General features: G+C 68.1%; 23 protein-coding genes. 16 read left to right on the forward strand and 7 right to left on the reverse strand.

The genetic code is table 11. The features are described from left to right. The 4 genes from MKK49_RS22285 to MKK49_RS22300 form a co-directional block, all read right to left on the reverse strand. Nucleotides 1-1089, reverse strand: a complete 1089-nt coding sequence (locus MKK49_RS22285; RefSeq protein WP_244032098.1) for an energy transducer TonB — start codon at nt 1087-1089, stop codon at nt 1-3. A gap of 4 nt (nt 1090-1093) precedes the next feature. Then, complete coding sequence (tolR, locus tag MKK49_RS22290; RefSeq protein ID WP_244032100.1) at nt 1094-1585, reverse strand: protein TolR; 492 nt, start codon at nt 1583-1585, stop codon at nt 1094-1096. Between the two features lie 166 nt (nt 1586-1751). Then, nucleotides 1752-2444, reverse strand: a complete 693-nt coding sequence (locus tag MKK49_RS22295; RefSeq protein ID WP_244032102.1) for a MotA/TolQ/ExbB proton channel family protein — start codon at nt 2442-2444, stop codon at nt 1752-1754. Between the two features lie 33 nt (nt 2445-2477). After that, a complete protein-coding gene (locus tag MKK49_RS22300; protein ID WP_244032319.1) occupies nt 2478-2927 on the reverse strand; it encodes a Tat pathway signal protein in 450 nt (149 codons plus the stop codon). A 659-nt stretch (nt 2928-3586) separates the two neighbouring features. Between MKK49_RS22300 and MKK49_RS22305 the strand changes: the two genes are divergently transcribed. Together MKK49_RS22305 and MKK49_RS22310 are read left to right on the forward strand one after the other, a co-directional pair. Beyond that, nucleotides 3587-4024, forward strand: coding sequence for an Hsp20 family protein (locus tag MKK49_RS22305; protein ID WP_244032103.1), 438 nt, complete (start codon nt 3587-3589; stop codon nt 4022-4024). A gap of 67 nt (nt 4025-4091) precedes the next feature. Then, the gene (locus MKK49_RS22310; protein ID WP_056089138.1) at nt 4092-4376 is read left to right on the forward strand and encodes a DUF1150 family protein; all 285 of its coding nucleotides are present in this window, start codon (nt 4092-4094) and stop codon (nt 4374-4376) included. Here the strand turns inward: MKK49_RS22310 and MKK49_RS22315 are convergent. Then, nucleotides 4363-5148 carry an alpha/beta hydrolase gene (locus tag MKK49_RS22315; RefSeq protein WP_244032104.1) on the reverse strand — a complete coding sequence of 262 codons (786 nt, stop codon included), beginning with the start codon at nt 5146-5148 and terminating at the stop codon, nt 4363-4365. The genes MKK49_RS22310 and MKK49_RS22315 overlap by 14 nt on opposite strands. A gap of 179 nt (nt 5149-5327) precedes the next feature. On the opposite strand from MKK49_RS22315, the gene MKK49_RS22320 reads away from it, so the two are divergent. Continuing rightward, nucleotides 5328-6548 carry a glycosyltransferase family 4 protein gene (locus MKK49_RS22320; protein ID WP_244032105.1) on the forward strand — a complete coding sequence of 407 codons (1221 nt, stop codon included), beginning with the start codon at nt 5328-5330 and terminating at the stop codon, nt 6546-6548. Nucleotides 6549-6740: 192 nt separating this feature from the next. Then, the gene (infC, locus tag MKK49_RS22325) at nt 6741-7262 is read left to right on the forward strand and encodes a translation initiation factor IF-3 (RefSeq protein WP_238223988.1); all 522 of its coding nucleotides are present in this window, start codon (nt 6741-6743) and stop codon (nt 7260-7262) included. A gap of 137 nt (nt 7263-7399) precedes the next feature. Here infC and MKK49_RS22330 read toward each other — a convergent pair whose 3' ends face one another. Beyond that, nucleotides 7400-9691: a glycogen debranching N-terminal domain-containing protein gene (locus MKK49_RS22330; RefSeq protein WP_244032321.1), complete on the reverse strand. Its 2292-nt coding sequence runs from the start codon at nt 9689-9691 to the stop codon at nt 7400-7402. A 226-nt stretch (nt 9692-9917) separates the two neighbouring features. Further along, a complete protein-coding gene (locus tag MKK49_RS22335) occupies nt 9918-11051 on the reverse strand; it encodes a glycosyltransferase family 4 protein (RefSeq protein WP_244032106.1) in 1134 nt (377 codons plus the stop codon). A gap of 375 nt (nt 11052-11426) precedes the next feature. On the opposite strand from MKK49_RS22335, the gene MKK49_RS22340 reads away from it, so the two are divergent. From MKK49_RS22340 to nuoK, 12 genes are all read left to right on the forward strand, one after another. Further along, nucleotides 11427-11792, forward strand: coding sequence for an NADH-quinone oxidoreductase subunit A (locus MKK49_RS22340; protein ID WP_056089121.1), 366 nt, complete (start codon nt 11427-11429; stop codon nt 11790-11792). 56 nt (nt 11793-11848) lie between these two features. Beyond that, nucleotides 11849-12436 carry a NuoB/complex I 20 kDa subunit family protein gene (locus MKK49_RS22345; RefSeq protein WP_056089118.1) on the forward strand — a complete coding sequence of 196 codons (588 nt, stop codon included), beginning with the start codon at nt 11849-11851 and terminating at the stop codon, nt 12434-12436. A gap of 7 nt (nt 12437-12443) precedes the next feature. Continuing rightward, entirely contained in the window at nt 12444-13091 is a 648-nt protein-coding gene (locus tag MKK49_RS22350; protein WP_244032107.1) for an NADH-quinone oxidoreductase subunit C, read from the forward strand. A 15-nt stretch (nt 13092-13106) separates the two neighbouring features. Next, entirely contained in the window at nt 13107-14297 is a 1191-nt protein-coding gene (locus MKK49_RS22355) for an NADH-quinone oxidoreductase subunit D (protein ID WP_244032108.1), read from the forward strand. 22 nt (nt 14298-14319) lie between these two features. After that, the gene (gene nuoE / locus MKK49_RS22360) at nt 14320-15399 is read left to right on the forward strand and encodes an NADH-quinone oxidoreductase subunit NuoE (RefSeq protein ID WP_244032109.1); all 1080 of its coding nucleotides are present in this window, start codon (nt 14320-14322) and stop codon (nt 15397-15399) included. 1 nt (nt 15400) lies between these two features. Then, entirely contained in the window at nt 15401-16702 is a 1302-nt protein-coding gene (gene nuoF, locus MKK49_RS22365; protein ID WP_244032111.1) for an NADH-quinone oxidoreductase subunit NuoF, read from the forward strand. A gap of 6 nt (nt 16703-16708) precedes the next feature. After that, nucleotides 16709-17089: a bleomycin resistance protein gene (locus MKK49_RS22370; RefSeq protein WP_244032113.1), complete on the forward strand. Its 381-nt coding sequence runs from the start codon at nt 16709-16711 to the stop codon at nt 17087-17089. After that, entirely contained in the window at nt 17086-19167 is a 2082-nt protein-coding gene (nuoG, locus tag MKK49_RS22375; protein WP_244032115.1) for an NADH-quinone oxidoreductase subunit NuoG, read from the forward strand. The genes MKK49_RS22370 and nuoG overlap by 4 nt, the downstream gene beginning before the upstream one ends. A gap of 10 nt (nt 19168-19177) precedes the next feature. After that, on the forward strand, nt 19178-20200 hold the full coding sequence (gene nuoH / locus MKK49_RS22380) for an NADH-quinone oxidoreductase subunit NuoH (RefSeq protein WP_244032117.1): 1023 nt from the start codon (nt 19178-19180) through the stop codon (nt 20198-20200). A gap of 24 nt (nt 20201-20224) precedes the next feature. After that, nucleotides 20225-20713: an NADH-quinone oxidoreductase subunit NuoI gene (gene nuoI / locus MKK49_RS22385; protein ID WP_056089094.1), complete on the forward strand. Its 489-nt coding sequence runs from the start codon at nt 20225-20227 to the stop codon at nt 20711-20713. A gap of 145 nt (nt 20714-20858) precedes the next feature. Then, nucleotides 20859-21479 carry an NADH-quinone oxidoreductase subunit J gene (locus MKK49_RS22390; protein ID WP_147708839.1) on the forward strand — a complete coding sequence of 207 codons (621 nt, stop codon included), beginning with the start codon at nt 20859-20861 and terminating at the stop codon, nt 21477-21479. A 25-nt stretch (nt 21480-21504) separates the two neighbouring features. After that, nucleotides 21505-21810 carry an NADH-quinone oxidoreductase subunit NuoK gene (gene nuoK, locus MKK49_RS22395; protein ID WP_056089088.1) on the forward strand — a complete coding sequence of 102 codons (306 nt, stop codon included), beginning with the start codon at nt 21505-21507 and terminating at the stop codon, nt 21808-21810. The last annotated feature ends 15 nt before the right edge of the window (nt 21811-21825 follow it).

A 21825-nucleotide genomic window follows, 5' to 3' on the forward strand; every position in this document is an offset into this window, starting at 1 on the left:
TCAGCGTCCGGGGCTGAAGCGCAGGGGCACGGTGACGGCGAGGCTGCTGATGGTGACCCCGGCCGGTGCCGCCGGCAGGGAGCCACGCACGGTGGCGAGCGCCGCGCTGTCGATGGCGCCGATGCCGCTGCCGCTTGCGAGCCCCGAGCTCAGCACCTGACCGGACCGCGACACGGTGAACCGGACCACGGCGACGCCGCCGCTGGTGCCCGCCGCCGCGTTGGCGTTCATGCGGCCGCGGATCGCCGCGCTGAGCGCGCCCTGCCAGGCCCGGAGCGCGTTCGGGTCGTTGCCGCCGGCGGCGGCACCCGCGCTGCTCTGGCGCGAAGCGGAGGCCGAATTCTGCCGGGCGCGTCCTTCGCTTGCGGCGGCGGCGGCCCGACGCGCTGCCTCCCGGGCGGCCTTGGCACGGGCCTCGGCCCGGGCTTCCTGAAGGGCCTCGCGACGCTCCTCCTGCTCGGCCTTCAGCCGCGCCTCGCGGTCGGCCTTGCGCTTGGCTTCGCGCCGCGCCTCGAGGATCTTGGCCTGGTCGGGCTTCGGCTTGACCACCTCGACGGGCTTGGGCAACTCCTGCGCCGCGACGGGCGGGGGCGGCGCCAGGGCCGGTGCGGCCTCGGCCGTCGACGTGATGACCTGATCTTCGGGCGGCGGCTCGTTCGCCACCTCGACGGGGGGCGTCGGCGGGGCCTCCGGCGGCTCGGCCGTGGTCGTCGCCTCTGGGGCGATCATCGCCGTATCCGGCGGCGGGGGCGCCGTCGCCTCGGGCGGCGTCACCTCCGTGGTCTCCAGGGGCTTTTCCTGCTGCACCGTCTCCGGCGTCTCCACCGGCTTGGCCTCGGGCGGCGCCGACATCGACATGGCCTGCTCGGCCGGTGCCTGGGTGTCGGCCTCCGTCATCTGCGGTGCGAGGTCGATGGTGACGATGTTCTCGCCCGGGGGCGCCTTGGGCTCCGGCTGGAACAGGGTGAGGGCGATGAGCCCGGCCGCGTGCAGGGCGAGGGCGACGAGGAAGGCGGTGGCGAGGCCGGACGGGCCGCGCCGATCCGGATCACCGGCCGAGGTGAAGTCGCTCAACGGACTGGCACTCATGGGGCTATCGGGCCGTTCCGGCCGCGGGGGCCGCCGCAGCAGGCGCCATCGCCGGGGCGCCGCCGGGCGACTGGGCGATGAGGGAGACCTTGGTGAAGCCCGCCTGACCGACGAGGCCCATCACCTCCATGATCTTGCCGTAGGGCACGTCGCGGTCGCCGCGCACCAGCATCACCTGGCTCGGGTCCTCGGCGGCCAGTGCCCGCAGGCGCGGCATGATGGCCTCGGGCGTCAGCTCTTCCTTGGCGAGGTAGGGCTTGCCGTCCTTGTCGATGGAGATTTCCAGGGGCTTCTTGGCCTGGGCGACCTTCTGGGCCGTGGTCTTGGGAAGCTGGACCGGCACGCCCGTGGTCATCAGCGGGGCGGCGACCATGAAGATGATCAGCAACACCAGCATCACGTCGACCAGGGGGGTCACGTTCATCTCCGACATCGGCGCGCCGTCGAGGCCGTCATCGTCGTCGCCGCCACCGGTGCGGATCGATCCCATAGCCATGCGTCGCCCTCCGGGGCTTCGGGCGGGCGCATTGCCAGCGCTGCATCCCGCGAAACAGAGAAAATCGATCCGAAACCGCCCGGCGCCTCAGGCAGGCGCGTGGTTGGTCTTCCGGCGTTCCAAGGCCCGACTCGCCCGCTCGGGGGCGGGCCGGCCGCGTGGGGGTCTACTCGGCGGCGGCGGCCCGGCCGTGAACCACGCGGTCGCGGGCCAGACGATTGCCGAGGGTGCCGATGGAGGAGACGAAGCTCGCCTGCACCCGGCCGATATCGTTGATGAGCTTGTTGTAGGCCATCACGGCGGGAATCGCGACCACGAGGCCGATGGCCGTGGCGAACAGGGCCTCGGCGATGCCCGGGGCCACCACGGCCAGCGAGGTGTCCTGGCTCTTCGCGATGGACGAGAACGAGTTCATGATGCCCCAGACCGTGCCGAACAGTCCGATGAAGGGAGCTGTGGAGCCCGAGGTGGCCAGCAGCGGCAGGCCGGTCTGCATGGATTTCAGCCGTGTGGTGAGGGCGGCACGCATGGCGCGCTCGATGCGGTCACGACGTTCGGCCCGGGTCTCGGTGCTGTCCTGATCGCGCCACGCCTCGACGGCGGCCGCCGTGATCTGCGCATCGATGCCCTTTCCGGAGGCTTCGAGGGCGCCGCCCGAGCGCACCAGGGTGTCGAACGCCTTCGCCTGACGCTTGGCGGCGGCGATGCGGACGATCTTCTCGAACACCACCGTCCAGCAGGCGATGGAGGCGACCACAAGCAGGATCATCACCGACTTCACGATAGGGTCGGCCTGGAGAAACAGGCCGAGGAACGACATGTCGTGGGAGACGCCTGCGGGCGCGGCGGTCGGATCCATGATGGTGTCTCTCGGGTTCGGTGACGATACGGCTTAGCGGACGAAGGGGGCGGAGGCCTTGCTCTCGGTCTCGATGCGCTCGAGGCAGGCCTCGCGGCTCGCATCCCCGCCTTCGCAGGCGAGGACGTCGTTGAGGAGCACCCGGCCGATCTTCGCACAGGCGAGCGCCGGGAAGTCGAAGAGGCGGACCGTGGTCTTGCGGTCCTGCACGGGGCCGAGTTCGACGGCGAGGCGCTTCTGCGCGACGCCGTCCGTGTCGAAGGCGAACAGGTCGACCTTGAGGGATTTCAGGGCCGGGCCACGACTGTTGTCCACGAGGAGGTAGGTCCGACAGGACTCGCCGGCGGGCTCCAGGCGATTGAGTTCGAGCTTGAGGGGAGCGGACTTGGCGTCGGGTGCCTTGGCATCCTGCGCCATCGCCGAACCTGCGATGGCCGCCAGCGCGACCGCGGCACCCATGGACGCCGTCATGGCCGCCCGCATCCGTCCCTGAAGCCGTTCCCTGACCACGCCGCGCACTCCATCCATGACGATTTTCCGGTTCCTCAACGATGGCGGCAGCGCCGCGTCGGGACAGTCCCTGCGGACGTGTGGTCCGGGCGACCGGGTCCACGCCGGACGTTGCACCCGGTCATCGCGACCCGTGGGTTCACGCCGTCCCGGGGGATACGCGAACTGGTACGGCGCCGGCCGGTAAGCCCGCGTGATCCGCTCAGCAGTTGCGGTCGCAATATCCGAGTTCGCCGTCGCAGATCAAGCGCGGAGCTGAATATCAGAGTAATTCCAAACTGTTACTCTGGAAGGTTACATCGTCGCGCTTCCGGCTTTGCCGATTTGTCCCGATCTGAGTTTCCTGAATTTCCTGGATGAATCAGGATCAGGGGGCCGCGTTCTTCCCCGATGAATGTGGGAAACACCGGGTTCGGCACGCTGAGAATCGGGGGGACGGACAAGGCCAAAACCCCCTTGATCGGCAAGCCCTTGATGGGGGTCGCCCCGGGCTCCATATCCGTTCGACCGGCGGGCGACCGTCGGCACCGATGGGCAACCGTCGGCGGGAGCGCTGCCTCAGGCGGGCTTTCCGACCACACCGAAGTGCCTCTCCACCGTCCCCGGGGCTTCGATTCTAAGGACCTCCACCCGTGACCACACGGCCCTCTCCGTTCGGACATCCGTTCCTCCTCGGTTTCGACGAGATCGAACAGGCCCTCGACCGCGTCTCGAAGGCGGCCAGCGATGGGTATCCGCCCTACAATATCGAGCGGGTTGCCCGCAGCGGGAACGAGCCCGAGCGCTTGCGCATCACCCTGGCGGTGGCGGGCTTCACCCGCGACCAGCTCGACGTGATGCTGGAGGAGAATCAGCTCGTGGTGCGCGGCCGGCAGGTGGACGAGAAGTCGCGGCAATTCCTCCATCGCGGCATCGCCGCACGCCAGTTCCAGCGGACCTTTCTCCTGGCCGACGGCATGGAGGTGATGGGCGCCGACCTTTCCAACGGCCTGCTCTCCATCGACCTCATCCGGCCCGAGCCCGAGCGGGTCGTGCGCAAGATCGCCATCGCCTCCCGCGACGACGTCTGACGGGACGCCACAGCTTCACCCCGGTCGGGACAGTCCCGGCCACGCTCTGCCAGAAGGAGAGCCGACCATGACCGCATTCAGCCAGAACCCCATCACCGGCGCGGATCTCGATCCGGCCGAGTTCAATGCCGCCGACCTCGCCGCCCTGGGCGAAGGCCACATCGCCTATGTCCGCGCCATGAGCTCCGACGAGGTCACCCGCCTGTTCCCGCAGGCGCCGGAACTGACCCCCGGCCTCGACCTGTTCGCCCTGCTCTCGGCCAGCGGTGCACCGATCCTGCTCGCCGATTCGCGCGACGCCGTGGTGGCCAACGCCATGGCCAACGATCTCCACACGGTCAGCCTGCACTGATCCCGGCCACCGTCGCCAGCAGCCGCGCGAGATCCTGCGGCCTCGACAGGCGGTGGTCGCCGTCGGCGACGAGGGTCAGCACCGTGCCGGCCCTCGGCAGCCGTTCGACGAGGCGCAGGGCGTGGGACCACGGTACGTCCGGGTCGTCCATGCCCTGGAGGATGTGCACCGGGCAGCCGGGATCGAACGCCCGATCCAACATGCCGTGCCGGCGCCCGTCCTCGATGAGGGCGCGGGTGATCGGCACCGGCACGGGGTCGTATTCGCTCGGGCGGGCCCAAGCTCCCTCCCGCTCGATGGTGGCCCGGATCTCCGGCGTGAAGCGCGCCCACATCAGGTCCTCGGTGAAATCGAGCGCCGGGGCGATGAGCACGAGACCCGAGGGGGTGTCCTCGCCTCGCGCGGCCCGCGCGCGCGCGGCGAGGCAGGCGATCCATCCGCCCATGGACGATCCGACGAGGAGAGGGCGCTCCGGCGCGAACTTGGCGATGACCGCGCTCGCGTCCTCGAGCCAGGTCGAGATGGTGGACTCCGCGAAATCGCCGCCCGATTCGCCGTGGCCGGTATAGTCGAACCGCACCAGGGCGCGCCCGGTCTCGCGCGCCCAGCCGTCCAGGGACTCGGCCTTGGTGGCGCGCATGTCGGAGCGGAAGCCGCCGAGCCAGACCACGGGCGGTCCCTCGCCGGCGCGGCGGAGCACGGCGAGGCGCCGCATCGCGTCCCCGGTTCCCACGTCCAGGAAGGTCGGGGCCTCGTCGACCGGTTGCGGCATCGGCTTATCCCCGGAGTTACGAACCATCGCATTGCGTCCTTCGCATTTGCCTTTCGTTTACCGGGCCGTAAAGCGCCCCAGCCCATGCTGGATGCCATGACCGAGACGCGCGCCGGACGCCCCCGCCCCCGCACCGAACCTTCAGGCCCCGTCACGGGACCGGATCGCGGGGCCGTGTCGTGAACGGCGAGCCGCGGGGCGGCACCTTCCCGGGAGAGAACGCGCCGCTCTCAGGCAAGACCATCCTGCAGATCATCCCGGCCCTCGATGCGGGCGGGGCCGAGCGCACCACCGTGGACGTGGCTGCGGCCCTGGCGGCGGCGGGCGCGCGCGCCCTCGTCGCCACGGAAGGCGGGCGGCTTGTGGGCGAGCTGCAGGCCAAGGGCGGCATCTGGCTGCCGTTCCCGGCCGCTTCCAAGAACCCTCTCTCCATGGCGCTCAACATCGGGCGCCTGGCGCGTCTGTGCCGGCGCGAGGGCGTGCAGATCATCCATGCCCGCTCGCGGGCCCCGGCCTGGGTGGCGCTGGGGGCCGCGCGTCGCCTGAAGCTTCCTTTCGTCACCACCTATCACGGCAGCTATTCGGGCCGCACCGGCGTGAAGGTGCTGTACAATTCGGTGATGGCGCGCGGCGACGTGGTCATCGCCAACTCGCACTACACCGCCGACCTGATCCGCACCCTCCATCCCGAGCAGGCAGGCGACCGCGTGCGGGTGATCCACCGGGGCACGGACCTCGCCCTGTTCACGCCCGGCGCCGTGGCACCGGCCCGGGTCGAGGCCCTGCGCCGGGCCTGGGGGGTGACCCCGCACGAGCGGGTGGTGCTGCTGGCCGCCCGCCTCACCGCCTGGAAGGGACAACGGGTGCTCATCGAGGCGGCCGCCCTCATGCGCGACCGGGGAGTCTCGGGCATCGCCATCGTCCTCGCGGGCGATCCGCAGGGGCGGGTCGCCTACGAGCGCGAACTCGACGCGCTCATCGCCGCGCGCGGCCTGCAGGGCATCGTCCACCGGGTCGGACACTGCACCGACATGCCGGCCGCCTTCCGCGCCGCCTCCGTGGTGGCGGTGCCCTCCGTCGAGCCGGAGGCGTTCGGCCGCTCGGCGGTGGAGGCGCAGGCTTTGGGCACCCCCGTGGTGGTCTCGGACCTCGGCGCCGTGCCGGAGACCGTGCTGGCCCCGCCCGAGGTTCCGGCCGGCCAGCGCACGGGCTGGCGCGTGGCCCCGGGCAACGCGTCCGCCCTGGCCGATGCCCTGACGGAGGCCCTGTCCCTCGGCGCCTCGGCGCGGGACGCCATGACCCGGCGGGGTCGGGCGCATGTGGAGGCGCATTTCTCCCTGGAGGGCATGGTCGGCGACACCCTCGACGTCTACGCCGACCTCCTGGCCCGGCGCCCGTGACGGCACCGGATCATGCCGGGCGTGAACCAAACCCGGGTGGGCGAGTTGACTTGAACGAAAGTTCAGCCAAGGTGTCGAGCCGGATTCCGGAGCGATTGGTGGCCAGGATCGACCCCTTGGGGTTTGAGTTCGCAGGCTGCCGTTTCGTCGTTTCATCAGGAGATTGAAGCCATTCGTAGACCTATGAGAGCTATGCCGGCCCCGCAGAAGGACGGGCCGCGCGCCAACCGGGACATCCGTGGCGTTCGCGAAGTGCAGCTCATCGACGACACCGGTCAGAACCGGGGTGTGGTCGCCTTCTTCGACGCCCTCGCGTTGGCCGAGGAAGCCGGCCTCGACCTCGTCGAGATCGCGCCCAACTCCGTTCCTCCCGTCTGCAAGCTCCTCGATTACGGCCGCTTCCGCTTCAACGAGCAGAAGAAGCAGAACGAGGCCCGCAAGAAGCAGAAGACGGTCGAGGTCAAGGAGATCAAGCTGCGTCCCGGCATCGACAAGCACGATTACGACACCAAGATGAAGGCCGTGGTGCGGTTCTTCGAGGAGGGCGACAAGGTCAAGGTGACCCTGCGCTTCCGCGGCCGCGAGATGGCCCACCAGGATATCGGCCTGCGCCTGCTCGAGCGGGTGAAGAACGAGACCCAGGAGATCGCCAAGGTGGAGAGCGAGCCGATGCTCGAGGGTCGCCAGATGATCATGATCCTGGCCCCGCGCTGAGCGCTGCGCTCTGTCAGGTCCGGTCGATCCACGCCGCTTTCCTCCCTGGAAGGCGGCGTTTTTCGTGATCGATGCCGTCGAAGCCCGCGAATGGATCGGCCTCCCTCCTCCCCGCAAGGGGAGGAGGGAGGGTGCCTCTACTTCACCACCGACACCTGCGCGTCGCCCGTCCGCCGCAACACGTTGACCGTCACGTCGCCGCCGTAGCGCTGGAAGCGCAGGTCCACCCGCGAGGTGCCGAGCTTCAGGTTGAAGATCGAGACCCCGTCGAGGAAGGCCGGCAGGGTCGGGTTCTTCAGGCGGATGCGGTTGCGGTCGTGCTGGAGTTCGAGGCCGATGCAGGCGGCGAGGAACGCGAAGGGCGCCGCCGCCGCCCAGGCCTGGGGCGAGCACGCCACCGGGTAGGAGACCGGCCCGCGCTGGTGCCGGCGCATGAACCCGCAGAACAGCTCCGGCAAGCGCTTCTGGTCCTGATAGAGGGCCGTGTCGAACATGCCCTCGAAGATCCGTGAAGCCTCCGGCTTCAGGTCGTAGCGGGCGAGCCCCATGGCCACGAGGGCGTTGTCGTGCGGCCAGATCGAGCCGTTGTGGTACGACATCGGATTGTAGCGCGCCTCGCCGCGCGCGATGGTCCGCACGCCCCAGCCGTTGAACCCGTCCTTCGACAGGAGGTTGGCCGCCACGCTCGCGGCGCGCTCCGGCAGGGCGATGCCGGTGAAGAGGGCGTGCCCGGCATTCGAGGACCGCACGGCACATTGGCGCTTCTCGCCATCGAGCGCGAGGGCATAGGTGCCGATCGCCTCGCACCAGAACGCCTTGTCGAAGTCCGCCCGCAGCTTGGCGGCTTCGGCCGTCAGGCGTTCGGCCAGGGCGTCGTGGCCGAGCAGGGTCGCGAGCGTCGCCATGCCGTTCTTCGCGGCATAGACGTAGCCCTGGACCTCGCACAGGGCGATGGGACCCTTCGCCAAATTGCCGTCGGTGTGGAAGATCGAATCGTGGCTGTCCTTCCAGCCCTGGTTCTCCAGGCCCTTGTCGGTGTCGCGGGCGTACTCGACGAAGCCGTCGCCGTCCCGGTCGCCGTACTTGTTCATCCATTCGAGAGCCAGTTCGAGGGCCGGCCAGATGCGCTCGATGGTCTCCCGGTCGCCGGTAACGGCGTAGTACTCGGAGGCCAGCATGACGAAGAGCGGCGTGCCGTCGATGGTGCCGTAATAGTGCCGGAACGGCACCTCGCCGAGCATCGCCATCTCGCCGCGCCGGGTCTCGTGCAGCACCTTGCCGGGCTGGGCGTCGGCGGCGGGGTCGATGGCCTTGGCCTGGGTCGAGGCGAGGTAGCGCAGGACGCCCTTGCCGAAGTTCGGGTCGATCCACAGGGCCATCATCGCCGTGATGATGCCGTCGCGGCCGAACACCGTGGAGTACCAGGGGATGCCGGCGAAGGGGTAGATGCCTTCCGGGGTGCGGCTCGCCAGCATGTAGAGGTCGGCGGTGGCGCGGCAGGCGGCCTCGTTGAACTGGTCGTTCGACGAGATGATCGTGGTGATGCCGGCCGTGAGCTGGCGCAGATCGCGGCGCGAATCGCGGTACGCGCGGGCGAAGATCACGCCCTCCGCGAGTCCCTTGGGGTGGCGGGCCGTCGCGGAGGATCCGGCGGCGTGCGAGAGACCGGCGGCGGCATCCTCGCCGACCTTCTCGGCGGCCGGCGCGCTGGTGAAGGCCCGGTGCGATTCGAACACCGTGCGGATGAACAGCGAGGCGCGCCCGCCCGGCGGCAGGGACACCTCGAAGGTGACCTTGCCCGGCTCGATGTGCTTCGGCTTCGGGCCGAAATGCAGGCTGGTGGTCCGCACCACCTCGTCGAGGCCGACGTAGCGGAACTGCACCTCGGACTCGTTCGCCACCTGGACGCTGCGCTTGCCCCGCAGCGGACGGTCCATGCCGCGCACTTCGAACAGATCGCGGAAATCCGCGTCGAAGGTGACGCCGATCTTCAGCTTCCAGTGGCGCCTATCGTAGTTGCGCAGGCCGATCCGGTCGTAGCATGCGCCCTTGAACAGGAACTTGGTTCGCTCGATGGCGATGAGTTCACGCGGGATCGTGGTCTCGTCATGGGCGTCGATGCGGATATCGGGCGTCGTCATGTCGACGCTCAGCGCCCCGTTGTCGTCCTGCATCACCGAGGACAGGAGCAGGGGACGCTGATCCTCGATGGTGAAGTGCAGGCGCGAGAGGTAGCGCGTGTCCTGGAAGTACAGGCCCTCGGGGCCGGGCAGCACACCGATGTCGCCGTAGCTGTCGAGGACGGCGAAGGCCTCGCCGTACTTCAGCGAGCGCAGGGGTCGCTCCACGAGGGAGGTATGAGCCTCGATATGGTACTGGGGCAGGACCGCGTCGGCATCCTGAAAACCGTGGTTCAGGGCCCCTTGCATCGTGCCGGGAGCCTGTTCTGGATTCACCGTGGAACTGTCAGCCGCCATGCCCGAGCGTCTCCGGATTGGTGAGGATTCGCGAATCGTCTGATCGCGATGGGTCTGGAATCGAAAGGCCGCCCGTCACGGTGTGCGACGCGGGCGGCCCTCAGGAAGGAGAGTTAGTGCGGCAATCGTACGACGCCAACCCGGAAAAGGGCTCTGCAAGCCCGATGCCGGGTCTGCGTCAGGCCGGCATGGCGGCGACCGAGATCGACGGTAGGGACGATCCGTTGAGGTCGCCGTAGCGGGGGGAGAAGGCGGCGGCGTGGGGCATCTTGATCACGTCGGCCTGATTGGCGAGAAGGCTCTCGTAGGCGGCGACGTACTTGCGGACCATGCACTCCGCGGTGAACTGGGTCTCGAAGTGGCGGCGCACGCCGGCGCGGCTCATGGTCTTGACCGTATGGACGGCCTCGACGGCATCGTCCATCGAATCGCACAGGACGCCCGAGACGCCATCGGCGATCACTTCCGGCACGGACCCGTTGCGGAACGCGATCACCGGCGTGCCGGCCGACATGGCCTCGATCATCACCAGGCCGAAGGGCTCCGGCCAGTCGATGGGGAAAGCCAGCGCCAGGGCGTTGCCGAGGAAGTCCTTCTTCTGCTCCTCGTTGATCTCGCCGATATACTCGACCAGGGGATGGTGGATCATCGGCTCGATGACCTCGTCCCAGTAATCCTGATCGGCCTTGTCGACCTTGGCGGCGATCTTCAGGGGCACGCCGGAGCGGATCGCCATCTCGATGGCGCGGTCGGGGCGCTTCTCGGGGGAGATGCGGCCGAGGAAGGCGAGGTAGCCGCCCTTGGCCTCCGGGTAGAACGGGCAGTTCTGGGCCGGCAGGCCGTGATGGATCGTGGAGGCCCAGTTCACATTCTTCGGCATCGGCTCGCGCTGGTTGTCGGAGATCGACACCAGGGGCATGCCCGTGAAGGTGCGGTAGACCGGCATGAAGTCCGGCACGTCGAGGCGACCGTGCATCGTGGTGATGCACTTGTGGTTCAGGTCCTCGAACATCGGGTATTGCAGCAGATCGATGTGGAAGTGCAGCACGTCGAACTCGTGCGCGCGCTTGTGGACGTGATGCAGCATGGCGAGATGGCTCGCCGTGTGGTCGCGGTAGCCGAGGAGGCGCAGGCCTTCCGGCGTGCAGGCCGCGAGCTTGGCCGAGGTCTCCGAATCGCCGCTGGCGAACAGAGTGACGTCGTGGCCCTGGCGGACGAGCTCTTCCGTGATCCAGGATACGACGCGCTCGGTGCCGCCGTAGAACTTCGGGGGGACCGCCTCCGAGAGCGGAGCAATCTGGGCAATGCGCACGAAGCGTCTCCTGTGAGGTCGAATATGCGCCGACCTAACGCGATCCGGCCTGAGTGGGACATGAATGAAACCCACGGCCAAGGTTATGGTTCCTCGACCGACCCTTCGCCATGGAGCTTTTGCGTTGCAGCGGGGATGTCCCCGCTATCCTGGCATCGGCGCGGGAGACGACCCCTGCGCGGATCCGTCGTGTTGCCGCCCCGCCCCGCGCGCCTACCTCGGTGACATGTGCGAATTTGTGCAATGCGGGCCGCCCTTGTTTCACCTCCGGGGGTCGTCTAAGCCTCCGGCCAGCGCAGTCTGGCATTGGAGCAATTCCACCTCGCCGGCCGCTCCCGGGACAGTACGGTCACCGGTGCACATGAGAGGTCCCGCATGACCGGCCTGATGGCGGATTATCTGCCCCTCATCGTCTTCATCGGCGTGTCGCTGTTCATCGCGGCGGCCCTGCTCGTGGCGCCTTTCCTCGTGGCGTACAACAGCCCCGATCCAGAGAAGCTCTCGGCCTACGAGTGCGGCTTCAACGCCTTCGACGACGCGCGCATGAAGTTCGATGTGCGCTTCTACCTCGTGGCGATCCTGTTCATCATCTTCGACCTCGAAGTCGCCTTCCTGTTCCCGTGGGCGATCACCTTCGGGGAGCTCGGCTGGTTCGGCATGTGGTCGATGATGGCCTTCCTCGGCGTTCTGACCGTCGGCTTCGTCTACGAGTGGCGCAAGGGCGCCCTGGAGTGGGATTAGCACCCCCGATCGTCGCCGAATCGCCGAACTGTCCGAAGCCTGATCCCGAGAAACCGATGGCCTTCAGCCCCGACCTCTCCCGCGCCCCGGCCATCGCGCCGGCCCCCAAGGGGATCATCGATCCCAACACCGGGCGGCCCATCGGCGCGGACGATCCGACCTTCCTGTCGATCAACAGCGAACTCGCCGACCGCGGCTTCCTCATCACATCCACGGACGACCTCATCAACTGGGCCCGCACGGGCTCGCTCATGTGGATGACGTTCGGTCTCGCCTGCTGCGCCGTCGAGATGATGCAGATGTCGATGCCGCGCTACGATTGCGAGCGCTTCGGTTTCGCCCCACGCGGCTCACCCCGCCAGTCCGACGTGATGATCGTCGCCGGCACGCTCACCAACAAGATGGCGCCCGCGCTCCGCAAGGTCTACGACCAGATGCCGGAGCCGCGCTACGTCATCTCCATGGGCTCCTGCGCCAACGGCGGCGGCTACTACCACTATTCGTACTCGGTGGTGCGGGGCTGCGACCGCGTCGTGCCCGTCGACATCTACGTGCCTGGCTGCCCTCCGACGGCGGAGGCCCTCCTGTACGGCGTCCTGCTGCTCCAGAAGAAAATCCGCCGCACCGGCACCATCGAGCGCTGAGGGGCTGATGAGCAACGGCATCACGATCCGCGCGCACACCGCCGCCCCGTCCGGGCCCGACGCGCTCCAGGCACTGAGCGACCATGTCGGCGCCGCCCTCGGCCCGGCCGTGGTCGAGCGCACCATCGCGTTTGGCGAACTCACCCTCGTGGTTCAGGCCAGCGACATCGTCTACGCGCTGACGTATCTGCGCGACGATTCTGCCTGCGCGTTCCGCTGCTTCATCGACATCTGCGGCGCCGACTATCCGAGCCGCGCCAAGCGCTTCGACGTGGTCTACCACCTCCTGTCCCTGCGCCATAACGCCCGCATCCGGGTCAAGGTGCAGACCGATGACCAGACGCCGGTGCCCAGCGTCATCGACGTGTTCCCGGCCGCCAACTGGTTCGAGCGCGAGACCTACGATCTCTACGGCGTCCTGTTCTCGGGCCACCCCGATCTACGCCGGTTGCTGACGGATTACGGCTTCGAGGGGCATCCCCTGCGCAAGGACTTCCCGCTGACGGGGTTCGTCGAGGTCCGCTACGATCAGGACGAGGCACGGGTCGTGTACGAGCCGGTGAAGCTGACGCAGGAATTCCGGAACTTCGACTTCCTCTCGCCGTGGGAGGGCACCGAGTACGTGCTCCCGGGCGACGAGAAGACATCAGCATAGGCGCGGAGCGAGGCCATGACCGAGCACAACATCCGCAACTTCGCGATCAACTTCGGGCCGCAGCACCCGGCGGCGCACGGCGTGCTGCGCCTCGTGCTCGAACTCGACGGCGAGATCGTCGAGCGGGTCGATCCGCATATCGGCCTGCTGCATCGCGGCACCGAGAAGCTCATCGAGCACAAGACCTACCTGCAGGCCACACCCTATTTCGACCGGCTCGACTACGTCTCGCCGATGAACCAGGAGCACGCCTTCTGCCTCGGCATCGAGAAGCTGCTCGGGCTCACGGTGCCGCGTCGCGCCCAGCTCATCCGGGTGCTGTTCTGCGAAATCGGCCGCATCCTCTCCCACCTCCTCAACGTCACCACCCAGGCGATGGACGTCGGCGCCCTGACGCCTCCGCTCTGGGGGTTCGAGGAGCGCGAGAAGCTGATGATCTTCTACGAGCGTGCATCGGGTGCTCGCCTCCACGCCAACTACTTCCGGCCCGGCGGCGTCCATCAGGACCTGCCGCCCGCTCTCATCGACGACATCGAGGCGTTCATCGATCCCTTCCTGCAGGTGGTCGACGACCTCGACAACCTCGTCATGGCCAACCGCATCTTCAAGCAGCGCAACGTCGACATCGGCATCGTCACCGTGGACGAGGCCATGGCCTGGGGGTTCTCGGGCGTGATGGTACGCGGCTCCGGCATCCCGTGGGACCTGCGCAAGTCGCAGCCCTACGAGTGCTACGAGGAGATGGCGTTCGACATCCCCGTGGGGAAGAACGGCGACACCTACGACCGCCAAGTTATCCGCATGGAGGAGATGCGCGAGTCCGCCAAGATCATGCGGCAGTGCTGTGTGAAGCTGCGCGAGCCCGCCGGCCAGGGCCCCATCGCGGCGACCGACGGCAAGTTCGCCCCGCCGCCGCGCCGGGAGATGAAGCGCTCGATGGAAGCGCTTATCCACCACTTCAAGCTCTACACCGAAGGTTTCCACGTGCCGGCCGGCGAGGTCTACGCCGCCGTCGAGGCGCCCAAGGGCGAATTCGGCGTCTATCTCGTCGCCGACGGCACCAACAAGCCCTATCGCTGCAAGATCCGCGCTCCCGGTTTCGCCCATCTCCAAGCCATGGACTGGATGTGCCGCGGCCACATGCTGGCCGACGTGTCCTGCGTGCTCGGCACGCTGGATATCGTGTTCGGCGAGGTGGACCGGTGATGGGACGCAAGGCTTCGAACTGATGGCAAACCGTAGACTCGCCCCCGCTTCAGAGCAGCCGGCGTCCTTCGCCTTCTCGTCCGAGAACGCCGAGTGGGCCAAGGGCCAGATCGAAAAGTATCCGGAGGGGCGGCAGGCCTCCGCCGTGATCCCGCTCCTGTGGAAGGCGCAGGAGCAGAACGGCGGCTGGTTGCCGCGCGCCGCCATCGAGGCGGTCGCCGCCGAACTCGGCATGCCGCATATCCGCGTCCTCGAAGTCGCGACATTCTACACGATGTTCGCCCTGGAGCCCGTGGGCCGGTTCTGGATTCAGCTCTGCGGCACGGTGCCGTGCGATTCCTGCGGCGCACGTGAACTGAAGGACTACCTCCAGGCCCGCCTCGGCGCGCCCGGTCATGTCAGTGCGGACGGCAACTTCTCCTGGCTCGAAGTCGAGTGCCTCGGCGCCTGCTGCAACGCGCCGATGGCGCAGATCAATCAGGATTACTACGAGGACCTGACGCCCGAACTCCTCGGCGCGCTCATGGACGATCTTGCCGCCGGGCGTCCCGTCAAGATCGGTTCGCAGGTCGGCCGGACCTCGTCCGAGCCGAAGGGCGGGGCCGACACCCTCACGGACGCGACCCTGTTCGACGGATCGCGCGTCGGCGCGTGGCGCCAGCGCTTCGAGGACAAGAAGGCCGAGGAGAGCAGCGAAGCGTCGGGCAAGGCCGAGGCCGCCTCGTCCGAGCAGCGCGCCGCCGCCGATCCGAAGCCGGCGCATCCCGCGTCCGGTCGTGCTGCCGAGGGAAAATCCACGGACGCGCCGGCCCAGCGTTCGGCCGCCGGCGAGACTCCGGTCAAATCCGGCGACAGGACCGACGCGGCCGACCCCACCGAGTCCGCGGCCCGGCCCGGCACGCCGGCACCGTCCGCCGCCGAGACGGTGGCGCGCGCCGAAGCGGCTGGAGCCGAGGCCGGTACGCAATCCGACCTGCCACGGGACGAGCCGCCGCCCCAGCCCGTCGCGTCGGGCGCGAGCGAGACCGTGGACGAGCCGCAGCCCGCGCCGGTGAAGAAGTCCAAGCCGAAGCGCTCCGCTCCGAAGAGCGAGGAGAACTAGCATGCTCTCCGATCAGGATCGCATCTTCACCAATCTCTACGGCCTGCACTCGCCGGGCCTGGACGAGGCCAAAAAGCGCGGCGCCTGGGACGGCACCAAGTTCCTGCTGGAGATGGGCCGCGACTGGATCATCGAGGAGATGAAGCAATCGGGCCTGCGCGGACGCGGCGGCGCCGGCTTTCCCACCGGCCTCAAGTGGTCGTTCATGCCGAAGAAGTCGGATGGACGCCCGCACTACCTCGTGGTCAACGCCGACGAGTCGGAGCCGGGCACCTGCAAGGACCGGGAGATCATGCGGCACGATCCGCATCTCCTGATCGAGGGCTGCATGCTGGCCTCGTTCTCCATGGCCGCGCATGCCTGCTACATCTACATCCGCGGCGAGTACGTCGCCGAGAAGCACGCCTTGCAGAAGGCCGTCGACGAGGCCTATGCGGCCCGCCTCGTCGGCAAGGACAACGTTCACGGCTACCCGTTCGACATCTACGTCCATCACGGCGCCGGCGCCTATATCTGCGGCGAGGAGACGGCGCTGCTGGAAAGCCTCGAGGGCAAGAAGGGCATGCCGCGCCTCAAGCCCCCGTTCCCGGCGAACATGGGCCTCTACGGCTGCCCGACGACGGTGAACAACGTCGAATCCATCGCGGTGGCCGGCACCATCCTGCGCCGGGGCGGCGCGTGGTTCGCGGGGCTCGGCGGCAAGAACAACACCGGCACCAAGCTGTTCTGCGTCTCGGGCCACGTCAACAAGCCGTGCAACGTCGAGGAAGAACTCGGGATCACCTTCCGGGATCTCATCGACCGGCACTGCGGCGGCATGCGCGGCGGCTGGGACAACCTGTTGTGCTCCATCCCCGGCGGCTCGTCGGTGCCCCTGGTGCCGGCCGAGCAGATCATCGACGCCAAGATGGATTTCGATACCCTGAAGAGCCTCGGCTCCGGCCTCGGCACGGCAGCGGTCATCGTGCTGGACCGTTCCACCGATATCGTCTCGGCCATCGCCCGCATCGCCTACTTCTACAAGCACGAGTCCTGCGGCCAGTGCACGCCGTGCCGCGAGGGCACCGGCTGGATGTGGCGGGTGATGCTGCGCATGGCGGAAGGGCGCGCCCAGCGCCGCGAGATCGACATGCTGCTCGACGTGACGAAGCAGATCGAGGGCCACACCATCTGCGCGCTGGGCGATGCGGCGGCTTGGCCGATCCAGGGGCTGATCCGGCACTTCCGCCCCGAGATCGAGCGCCGCATCGACCGTTACAGCGCCAACCCCCATTCCGATCCCGTGCCGATGGCGGCGGAGTAGCGCGCGATGGGAAGCCTCACCAGAGTCTGCCCGCTGCTCGCCGCTCCGGATCCGGGCGCGGCTGCCGATTGGTATCGGGACAAGCTCGGCTTCGTCGTCGGCCTCGTGATGGACGGTTATGCCATCGTCGAGCGCGAGGGGGTCGAACTTCACTTCTGGGCCTGTCCGGACCGGACCATCGCCGAGAATACCTCTGCCTACATCCGTGTGACCGACATCGAGTCCGTGCGGGCCGGCCTCGAAGCCGCGGCCGAGGGCGGACGGATCAGCCCCGTGCAGACGCGCGAATGGGGCATGCGCGAATTCTATGTCTGGGACCCGGCTGGGAACCTGCTCCGCTTCGGCGAGCCGGACGCCGCCGCAGCGACTCGGGAAACACGCCAATGACCAAGCTCATCGTCGACGGCACCGAGGTCGATGTTCCCGCCGATTACACGCTTCTCCAGGCGTGCGAGATCGCTGGCGCGGAGATCCCGCGCTTCTGCTTCCACGAGCGGCTGTCCATCGCGGGCAACTGCCGCATGTGCCTGGTGGAGCTGAAGGGTGCGCCGAAGCCCGTGGCGTCCTGCGCCTACGCGGTGAAGGATTGCCGCCCCGGCCCCAACGGCGAGCCCCCGGAGGTTCTCACGCGATCGGGAACCACGAAGAAGGCCCGCGAGGGGGTGATGGAGTTCCTCCTCATCAACCACCCCCTCGATTGCCCGATCTGCGACCAGGGCGGCCACTGCGATCTGCAGGACCAGGCCATGGCGTACGGCGTCGATTCGACCCGCTACGGCGAGAACAAGCGCGCCGTGGAAGAGAAGTACATCGGCCCGCTGGTGCGCACGGCCATGAACCGTTGCATCCACTGCACCCGCTGCGTCCGCTTCCTCGCGGAAGTCGCCGGGGTGCCGGATCTCGGCGCCATCGGGCGCGGCGAGGACATGGAGATCACGAGCTACCTCGAATCCGCCATGGGCTCTGAGCTCCAAGGTAATGTCGCCGATCTCTGCCCCGTGGGGGCGCTGGTGCACAAGCCGCAGAGCTACGAGGTCCGGCCCTGGGAACTGTCGAAGACCGAGTCCGTCGACGTGATGGATGCGGTGGGCTGCGCCATCCGCGTCGATGCCAAGGGCCGCGAGGTCATGCAGATCGAGCCGCGCATCAACGAGGCGGTCAACGAGGAATGGATCTCGGACAAGACCCGCCATGCCGTGGACGGCCTGCGGATGCAGCGCCTCGACCGGCCGTATGTCCGCGAGAACGGCCGCCTGCGCCCGGCCTCCTGGGGCGAGGCCTTTGCCGCGATTGCCGCGAAGGTGAAGGGCACCGACCGCAAGCGCATTGGCGCCATCGTGGGCGATCTCGCGGGCGTCGAGGAAATCTTCGCGTTGCAATCGCTGATGACGGCGCTCGGCGTCACCAACCTCGACAGCCGGCAGGCGGGTGAAAAGCTCGATCCGTCCTGGGGTCGAGCGGCCTACACCCTGGGCACGACGATTCCGGGCATCGAGGAGGCCGACGCCATCCTCCTCGTCGGGACGAACCCGCGCCTCGAGGCTTCGCTCCTCAACGTCCGCATCCGCAAGCGCTGGCGCATGGCGCCGCTGGCCGTCGGCCTCATCGGCGAGGCGGTGGACCTTACCTATCCCCACACCTATCTCGGCGCTGGACCCGACACCCTGGCCGAGATCGCCGCCGGCCGGCACAGCTTCGCCGAGGTCTTAAGCGCGGCTAGCCATCCCCTGATCATCGTCGGCATGGGCGCCCTGGCGCGGCCCGACGGCGCCGCGATTCTCTCGGCCGCCGCGACACTGGCCAGGGATATCGGCGCGGTGACGCCGGAGTGGAACGGGTTCGGCGTGCTCCACACGGCCGCCGCCCGCGTCGGCGCCCTCGATCTCGGCTTCGCGCCGGGGGAGGGGGGCCTCGATCTCGCGGCGATGGTGCAGGGCGGCGCCCTCGACGTTCTGTTCAACTTCGGCGCCGACGAGGTCGAGATCGCGCCGGGCGCCTTCGTGATCTACCAGGGCACCCACGGCGACCGGGGCGCCACCCGGGCCGACGTCGTCCTGCCGGGCGCGGCCTACACCGAGAAGAGCGCGACCTTCGTCAACCTCGAGGGCCGGGTGCAGATGACCAACCGCGCCGGCTTCCCGCCGGGCGACGCCCGTGAGGATTGGGCGATCCTGCGCGCCCTCTCCGACGTGCTCGGCCAGCGCCTGCCGTTCGATTCCCTGGGCGCCCTGCGCCGCACGCTCTACGGTACCCACCCGCATTTCGCCGCCCTCGATGCCGTGGCGCCGAGCGACGGGGTGGCAACGGCCGAGATTCTGGCTGGTCTCGGCGGCACGCCCGACCGCGCCGCTTTCGCACCGGCCGTGCCCGACTTCTACCTCACCAACGCGATCGCCCGCGCCTCGCGGGTGCTCGCCGAATGTTCGAGCCTCGCCCGCGTGCGCGGCCTCGAAGCCGCCGAGTAGGGATTTCTCGATGACCTTCTGGGAAGTCCTCGGCGCCGTCCTGCTCATGGCCCTCAAGAGCTTCGTGCTCCTGGCCCTGCTGCTCGTGTTCATCGCCTACGCCCTGCTCGCCGACCGCAAGATTTGGGCGGCGGTGCAGCTGCGGCGCGGCCCCAACGTCGTCGGACCCTGGGGACTGTTCCAGTCCTTCGCCGATCTCTTGAAGTTCGTCCTCAAGGAGCCGGTGATTCCGGCCGGCGCCAACAAGGGGCTGTTCCTCCTCGCGCCCCTGGTTTTCGCAACGCTCGCGCTCGCCGCCTGGGCGGTGATTCCCCTGGCCGAAGGCTGGGCGCTGGCCGATCTCAACGTCGGCATCACCTACATCTTCGCCATCTCCAGCTTGGGCGTCTACGGCGTGCTCATGGGCGGCTGGGCTTCGAACTCGAAATACGCGTTCCTCGGCGCCCTGCGCTCGGCGGCGCAGATGATCTCCTACGAGGTGTCCCTCGGATTCGTCATCATCTGCGTGCTGCTCTGCGCCGGCTCGCTCAACCTTTCGCGCATCGTCATGGCGCAGGACACGTCGCTCGGCATCCTCGGCTGGTACTGGCTGTGGCTGTTCCCGATGTTCATCGTGTTCTTCATCTCGGCGCTCGCCGAGACCAATCGCCCGCCCTTCGATCTGCCGGAGGCCGAGTCCGAGTTGGTCGCGGGCTACATGGTCGAGTATTCCTCGACGCCGTACTTACTGTTCATGCTCGGCGAGTACGTGGCCATCATGACCATGTGCGCGCTGGGCACGGTGCTGTTCCTCGGCGGATGGCTCTCGCCGATCCCGTTCGCGCCCTTCACCTGGGTGCCGGGCCTGATCTGGTTCGCCCTCAAGGCCAGCTTCCTGTTCTTCATGATCGCCATGGTGAAGGCCATGGTGCCCCGCTACCGCTACGACCAGCTCATGCGGCTGGGCTGGAAGGTGTTCCTGCCCCTCTCGTTGATCTCCGTCGTCGTCGTCGCCTTCGTTCTCAAGCTCACCGGCCTAGCGCCGGGCGCCTGACATCATCCAATGGGAGATCGTGGCATGAAGCTCGATCAGGTCGCCAAGGGACTTCTCCTGAAGGAGTTCGTGACGGGGTTCGCCCTCGCCATGCGCTATTTCTTCAAGCCGAAGGCCACCATCAACTACCCCTTCGAGATGGGGCACAGGGGGCCGCGCTTCCGGGGCGAGCACGCTCTGCGCCGCTATCCCAACGGCGAGGAGCGCTGCATCGCGTGCAAGCTGTGCGAGGCGATCTGCCCGGCCCAGGCCATCACCATCGAGGCGGGCCCGCGCCGCAACGACGGCACCCGGCGCACCACCCGCTACGACATCGACATGGTGAAATGCATCTACTGCGGCATGTGCCAGGAGGCCTGCCCGGTGGACGCCATCGTCGAGGGGCCGAACCTCGAATTCTCCGTGGAGACCCGTGAGGAGCTCCTCTACGACAAGGACAAGCTCCTCCTGAACGGCGACCGTTGGGAGCGCGAGATCGCGCGCAACCTCGCCGTGGACGCGCCTTACCGGTGAGACACGGCGGCTCCGCGGTTGTGCACCGCAGGGTCGGGTTCTATAGACGGGCGGCCTCTATTGGCCCTGCGGGCGGCCTGCACGGGCCATGGACGAATCAACGGCAGAAGGGGCTGTCCTCGGGACGGCTGATCTCCACAATCGCATGAGTGCAGCCGCAGCCTTCTTCTACCTGTTCGCCGGCGTGACCGTCGCCTCGGGCTTCATGGTGATCGCCTCGCGCAATCCCGTGGCCTCGGTGCTGTACCTCATCCTCGCCTTCGTGAACGCCGCCGGCCTGTTCGTGATGATGGGCGCCGAGTTCCTCGCGATGATCCTCGTGGTGGTCTATGTCGGCGCCGTCGCGGTGCTGTTCCTGTTCGTCGTGATGATGCTCGACGTGGACTTCGCCCAGCTGCGTCAGGGTTTTCAGCGCTACCTGCCCGTCGGCGCGCTCATCGGGGCGATCTTCCTCATCGAGCTCATCCTGGTCGTCGGCTCGTGGAGCATCGATCCCGATCTGCTGCAGGCGCCGCTCGGACCCCTCGCCAGTTCCGAGGGCGTCACCAACACCCAGGCCTTGGGCCGGGTGCTGTACACAGACTACGTCTTCTACTTCCAGCTCGCCGGGATGATCCTGCTGACGGCGATGATCGGCGCCATCGTGCTCACCCTGCGCGACCGCCCCGGCGTCAAGCGCCAGAACATCTCCGTGCAGAACGCCCGCACCCAGTCGGACGCGGTGGAGACCCGCAAGGTGCCCTCGCGCCAGGGCGTGGAAGTCTGATGGCGCCGCGCGAGAGGGTTTGCCCATGATCGGCCTGAGCCACTACCTCACCGTCGCCGCCATCCTGTTCACCCTCGGGGTGCTCGGCATCTTCATCAACCGCAAGAACGTCATCGTCATCCTGATGTCCGTGGAGCTCATCCTGCTCGCGGTGAACATCAACCTCGTGGCGTTCTCGACCCATCTCAACGACATAACCGGTCAGGTCTTCGCCCTGTTCGTACTGACCGTGGCGGCGGCCGAGGCTGCCATCGGTCTCGCCATCCTCGTCGTGTTCTTCCGCAACCGCGGCTCCATCGCGGTCGAGGACGTGAACATGATGAAGGGCTGAGCGGCGCGCCTAGGC

The organism is Methylobacterium sp. J-090, assembly GCF_022829345.1.
Taxonomy (GTDB): domain Bacteria; phylum Pseudomonadota; class Alphaproteobacteria; order Rhizobiales; family Beijerinckiaceae; genus Methylobacterium.

Bases quoted from the DNA above. Each gene is read 5' to 3' on its own strand.
- nuoK (WP_056089088.1), top strand. From the start codon at position 21,505: ATGATCGGCCTGAGCCACTACCTCACCGTCGCCGCCATCCTGTTCACC.
- MKK49_RS22355 (WP_244032108.1), top strand. From the start codon at position 13,107: ATGACCGAGCACAACATCCGCAACTTCGCGATCAACTTCGGGCCGCAG.
- nuoE (WP_244032109.1), top strand. From the start codon at position 14,320: ATGGCAAACCGTAGACTCGCCCCCGCTTCAGAGCAGCCGGCGTCCTTC.
- MKK49_RS22340 (WP_056089121.1), top strand. From the start codon at position 11,427: ATGACCGGCCTGATGGCGGATTATCTGCCCCTCATCGTCTTCATCGGC.
- MKK49_RS22315 (WP_244032104.1), bottom strand. From the start codon at position 5,148: ATGCCGCAACCGGTCGACGAGGCCCCGACCTTCCTGGACGTGGGAACC.
- MKK49_RS22370 (WP_244032113.1), top strand. From the start codon at position 16,709: ATGGGAAGCCTCACCAGAGTCTGCCCGCTGCTCGCCGCTCCGGATCCG.
- nuoG (WP_244032115.1), top strand. From the start codon at position 17,086: ATGACCAAGCTCATCGTCGACGGCACCGAGGTCGATGTTCCCGCCGAT.
- MKK49_RS22295 (WP_244032102.1), bottom strand. From the start codon at position 2,444: ATGGATCCGACCGCCGCGCCCGCAGGCGTCTCCCACGACATGTCGTTC.
- infC (WP_238223988.1), top strand. From the start codon at position 6,741: ATGCCGGCCCCGCAGAAGGACGGGCCGCGCGCCAACCGGGACATCCGT.
- MKK49_RS22285 (WP_244032098.1), bottom strand. From the start codon at position 1,089: ATGAGTGCCAGTCCGTTGAGCGACTTCACCTCGGCCGGTGATCCGGAT.
- MKK49_RS22390 (WP_147708839.1), top strand. From the start codon at position 20,859: ATGAGTGCAGCCGCAGCCTTCTTCTACCTGTTCGCCGGCGTGACCGTC.
- nuoH (WP_244032117.1), top strand. From the start codon at position 19,178: ATGACCTTCTGGGAAGTCCTCGGCGCCGTCCTGCTCATGGCCCTCAAG.
- tolR (WP_244032100.1), bottom strand. From the start codon at position 1,585: ATGGCTATGGGATCGATCCGCACCGGTGGCGGCGACGACGATGACGGC.
- MKK49_RS22310 (WP_056089138.1), top strand. From the start codon at position 4,092: ATGACCGCATTCAGCCAGAACCCCATCACCGGCGCGGATCTCGATCCG.
- MKK49_RS22345 (WP_056089118.1), top strand. From the start codon at position 11,849: ATGGCCTTCAGCCCCGACCTCTCCCGCGCCCCGGCCATCGCGCCGGCC.
- MKK49_RS22300 (WP_244032319.1), bottom strand. From the start codon at position 2,927: ATGCGGGCGGCCATGACGGCGTCCATGGGTGCCGCGGTCGCGCTGGCG.
- nuoI (WP_056089094.1), top strand. From the start codon at position 20,225: ATGAAGCTCGATCAGGTCGCCAAGGGACTTCTCCTGAAGGAGTTCGTG.
- MKK49_RS22350 (WP_244032107.1), top strand. From the start codon at position 12,444: ATGAGCAACGGCATCACGATCCGCGCGCACACCGCCGCCCCGTCCGGG.
- nuoF (WP_244032111.1), top strand. From the start codon at position 15,401: ATGCTCTCCGATCAGGATCGCATCTTCACCAATCTCTACGGCCTGCAC.
- MKK49_RS22330 (WP_244032321.1), bottom strand. From the start codon at position 9,691: ATGCAAGGGGCCCTGAACCACGGTTTTCAGGATGCCGACGCGGTCCTG.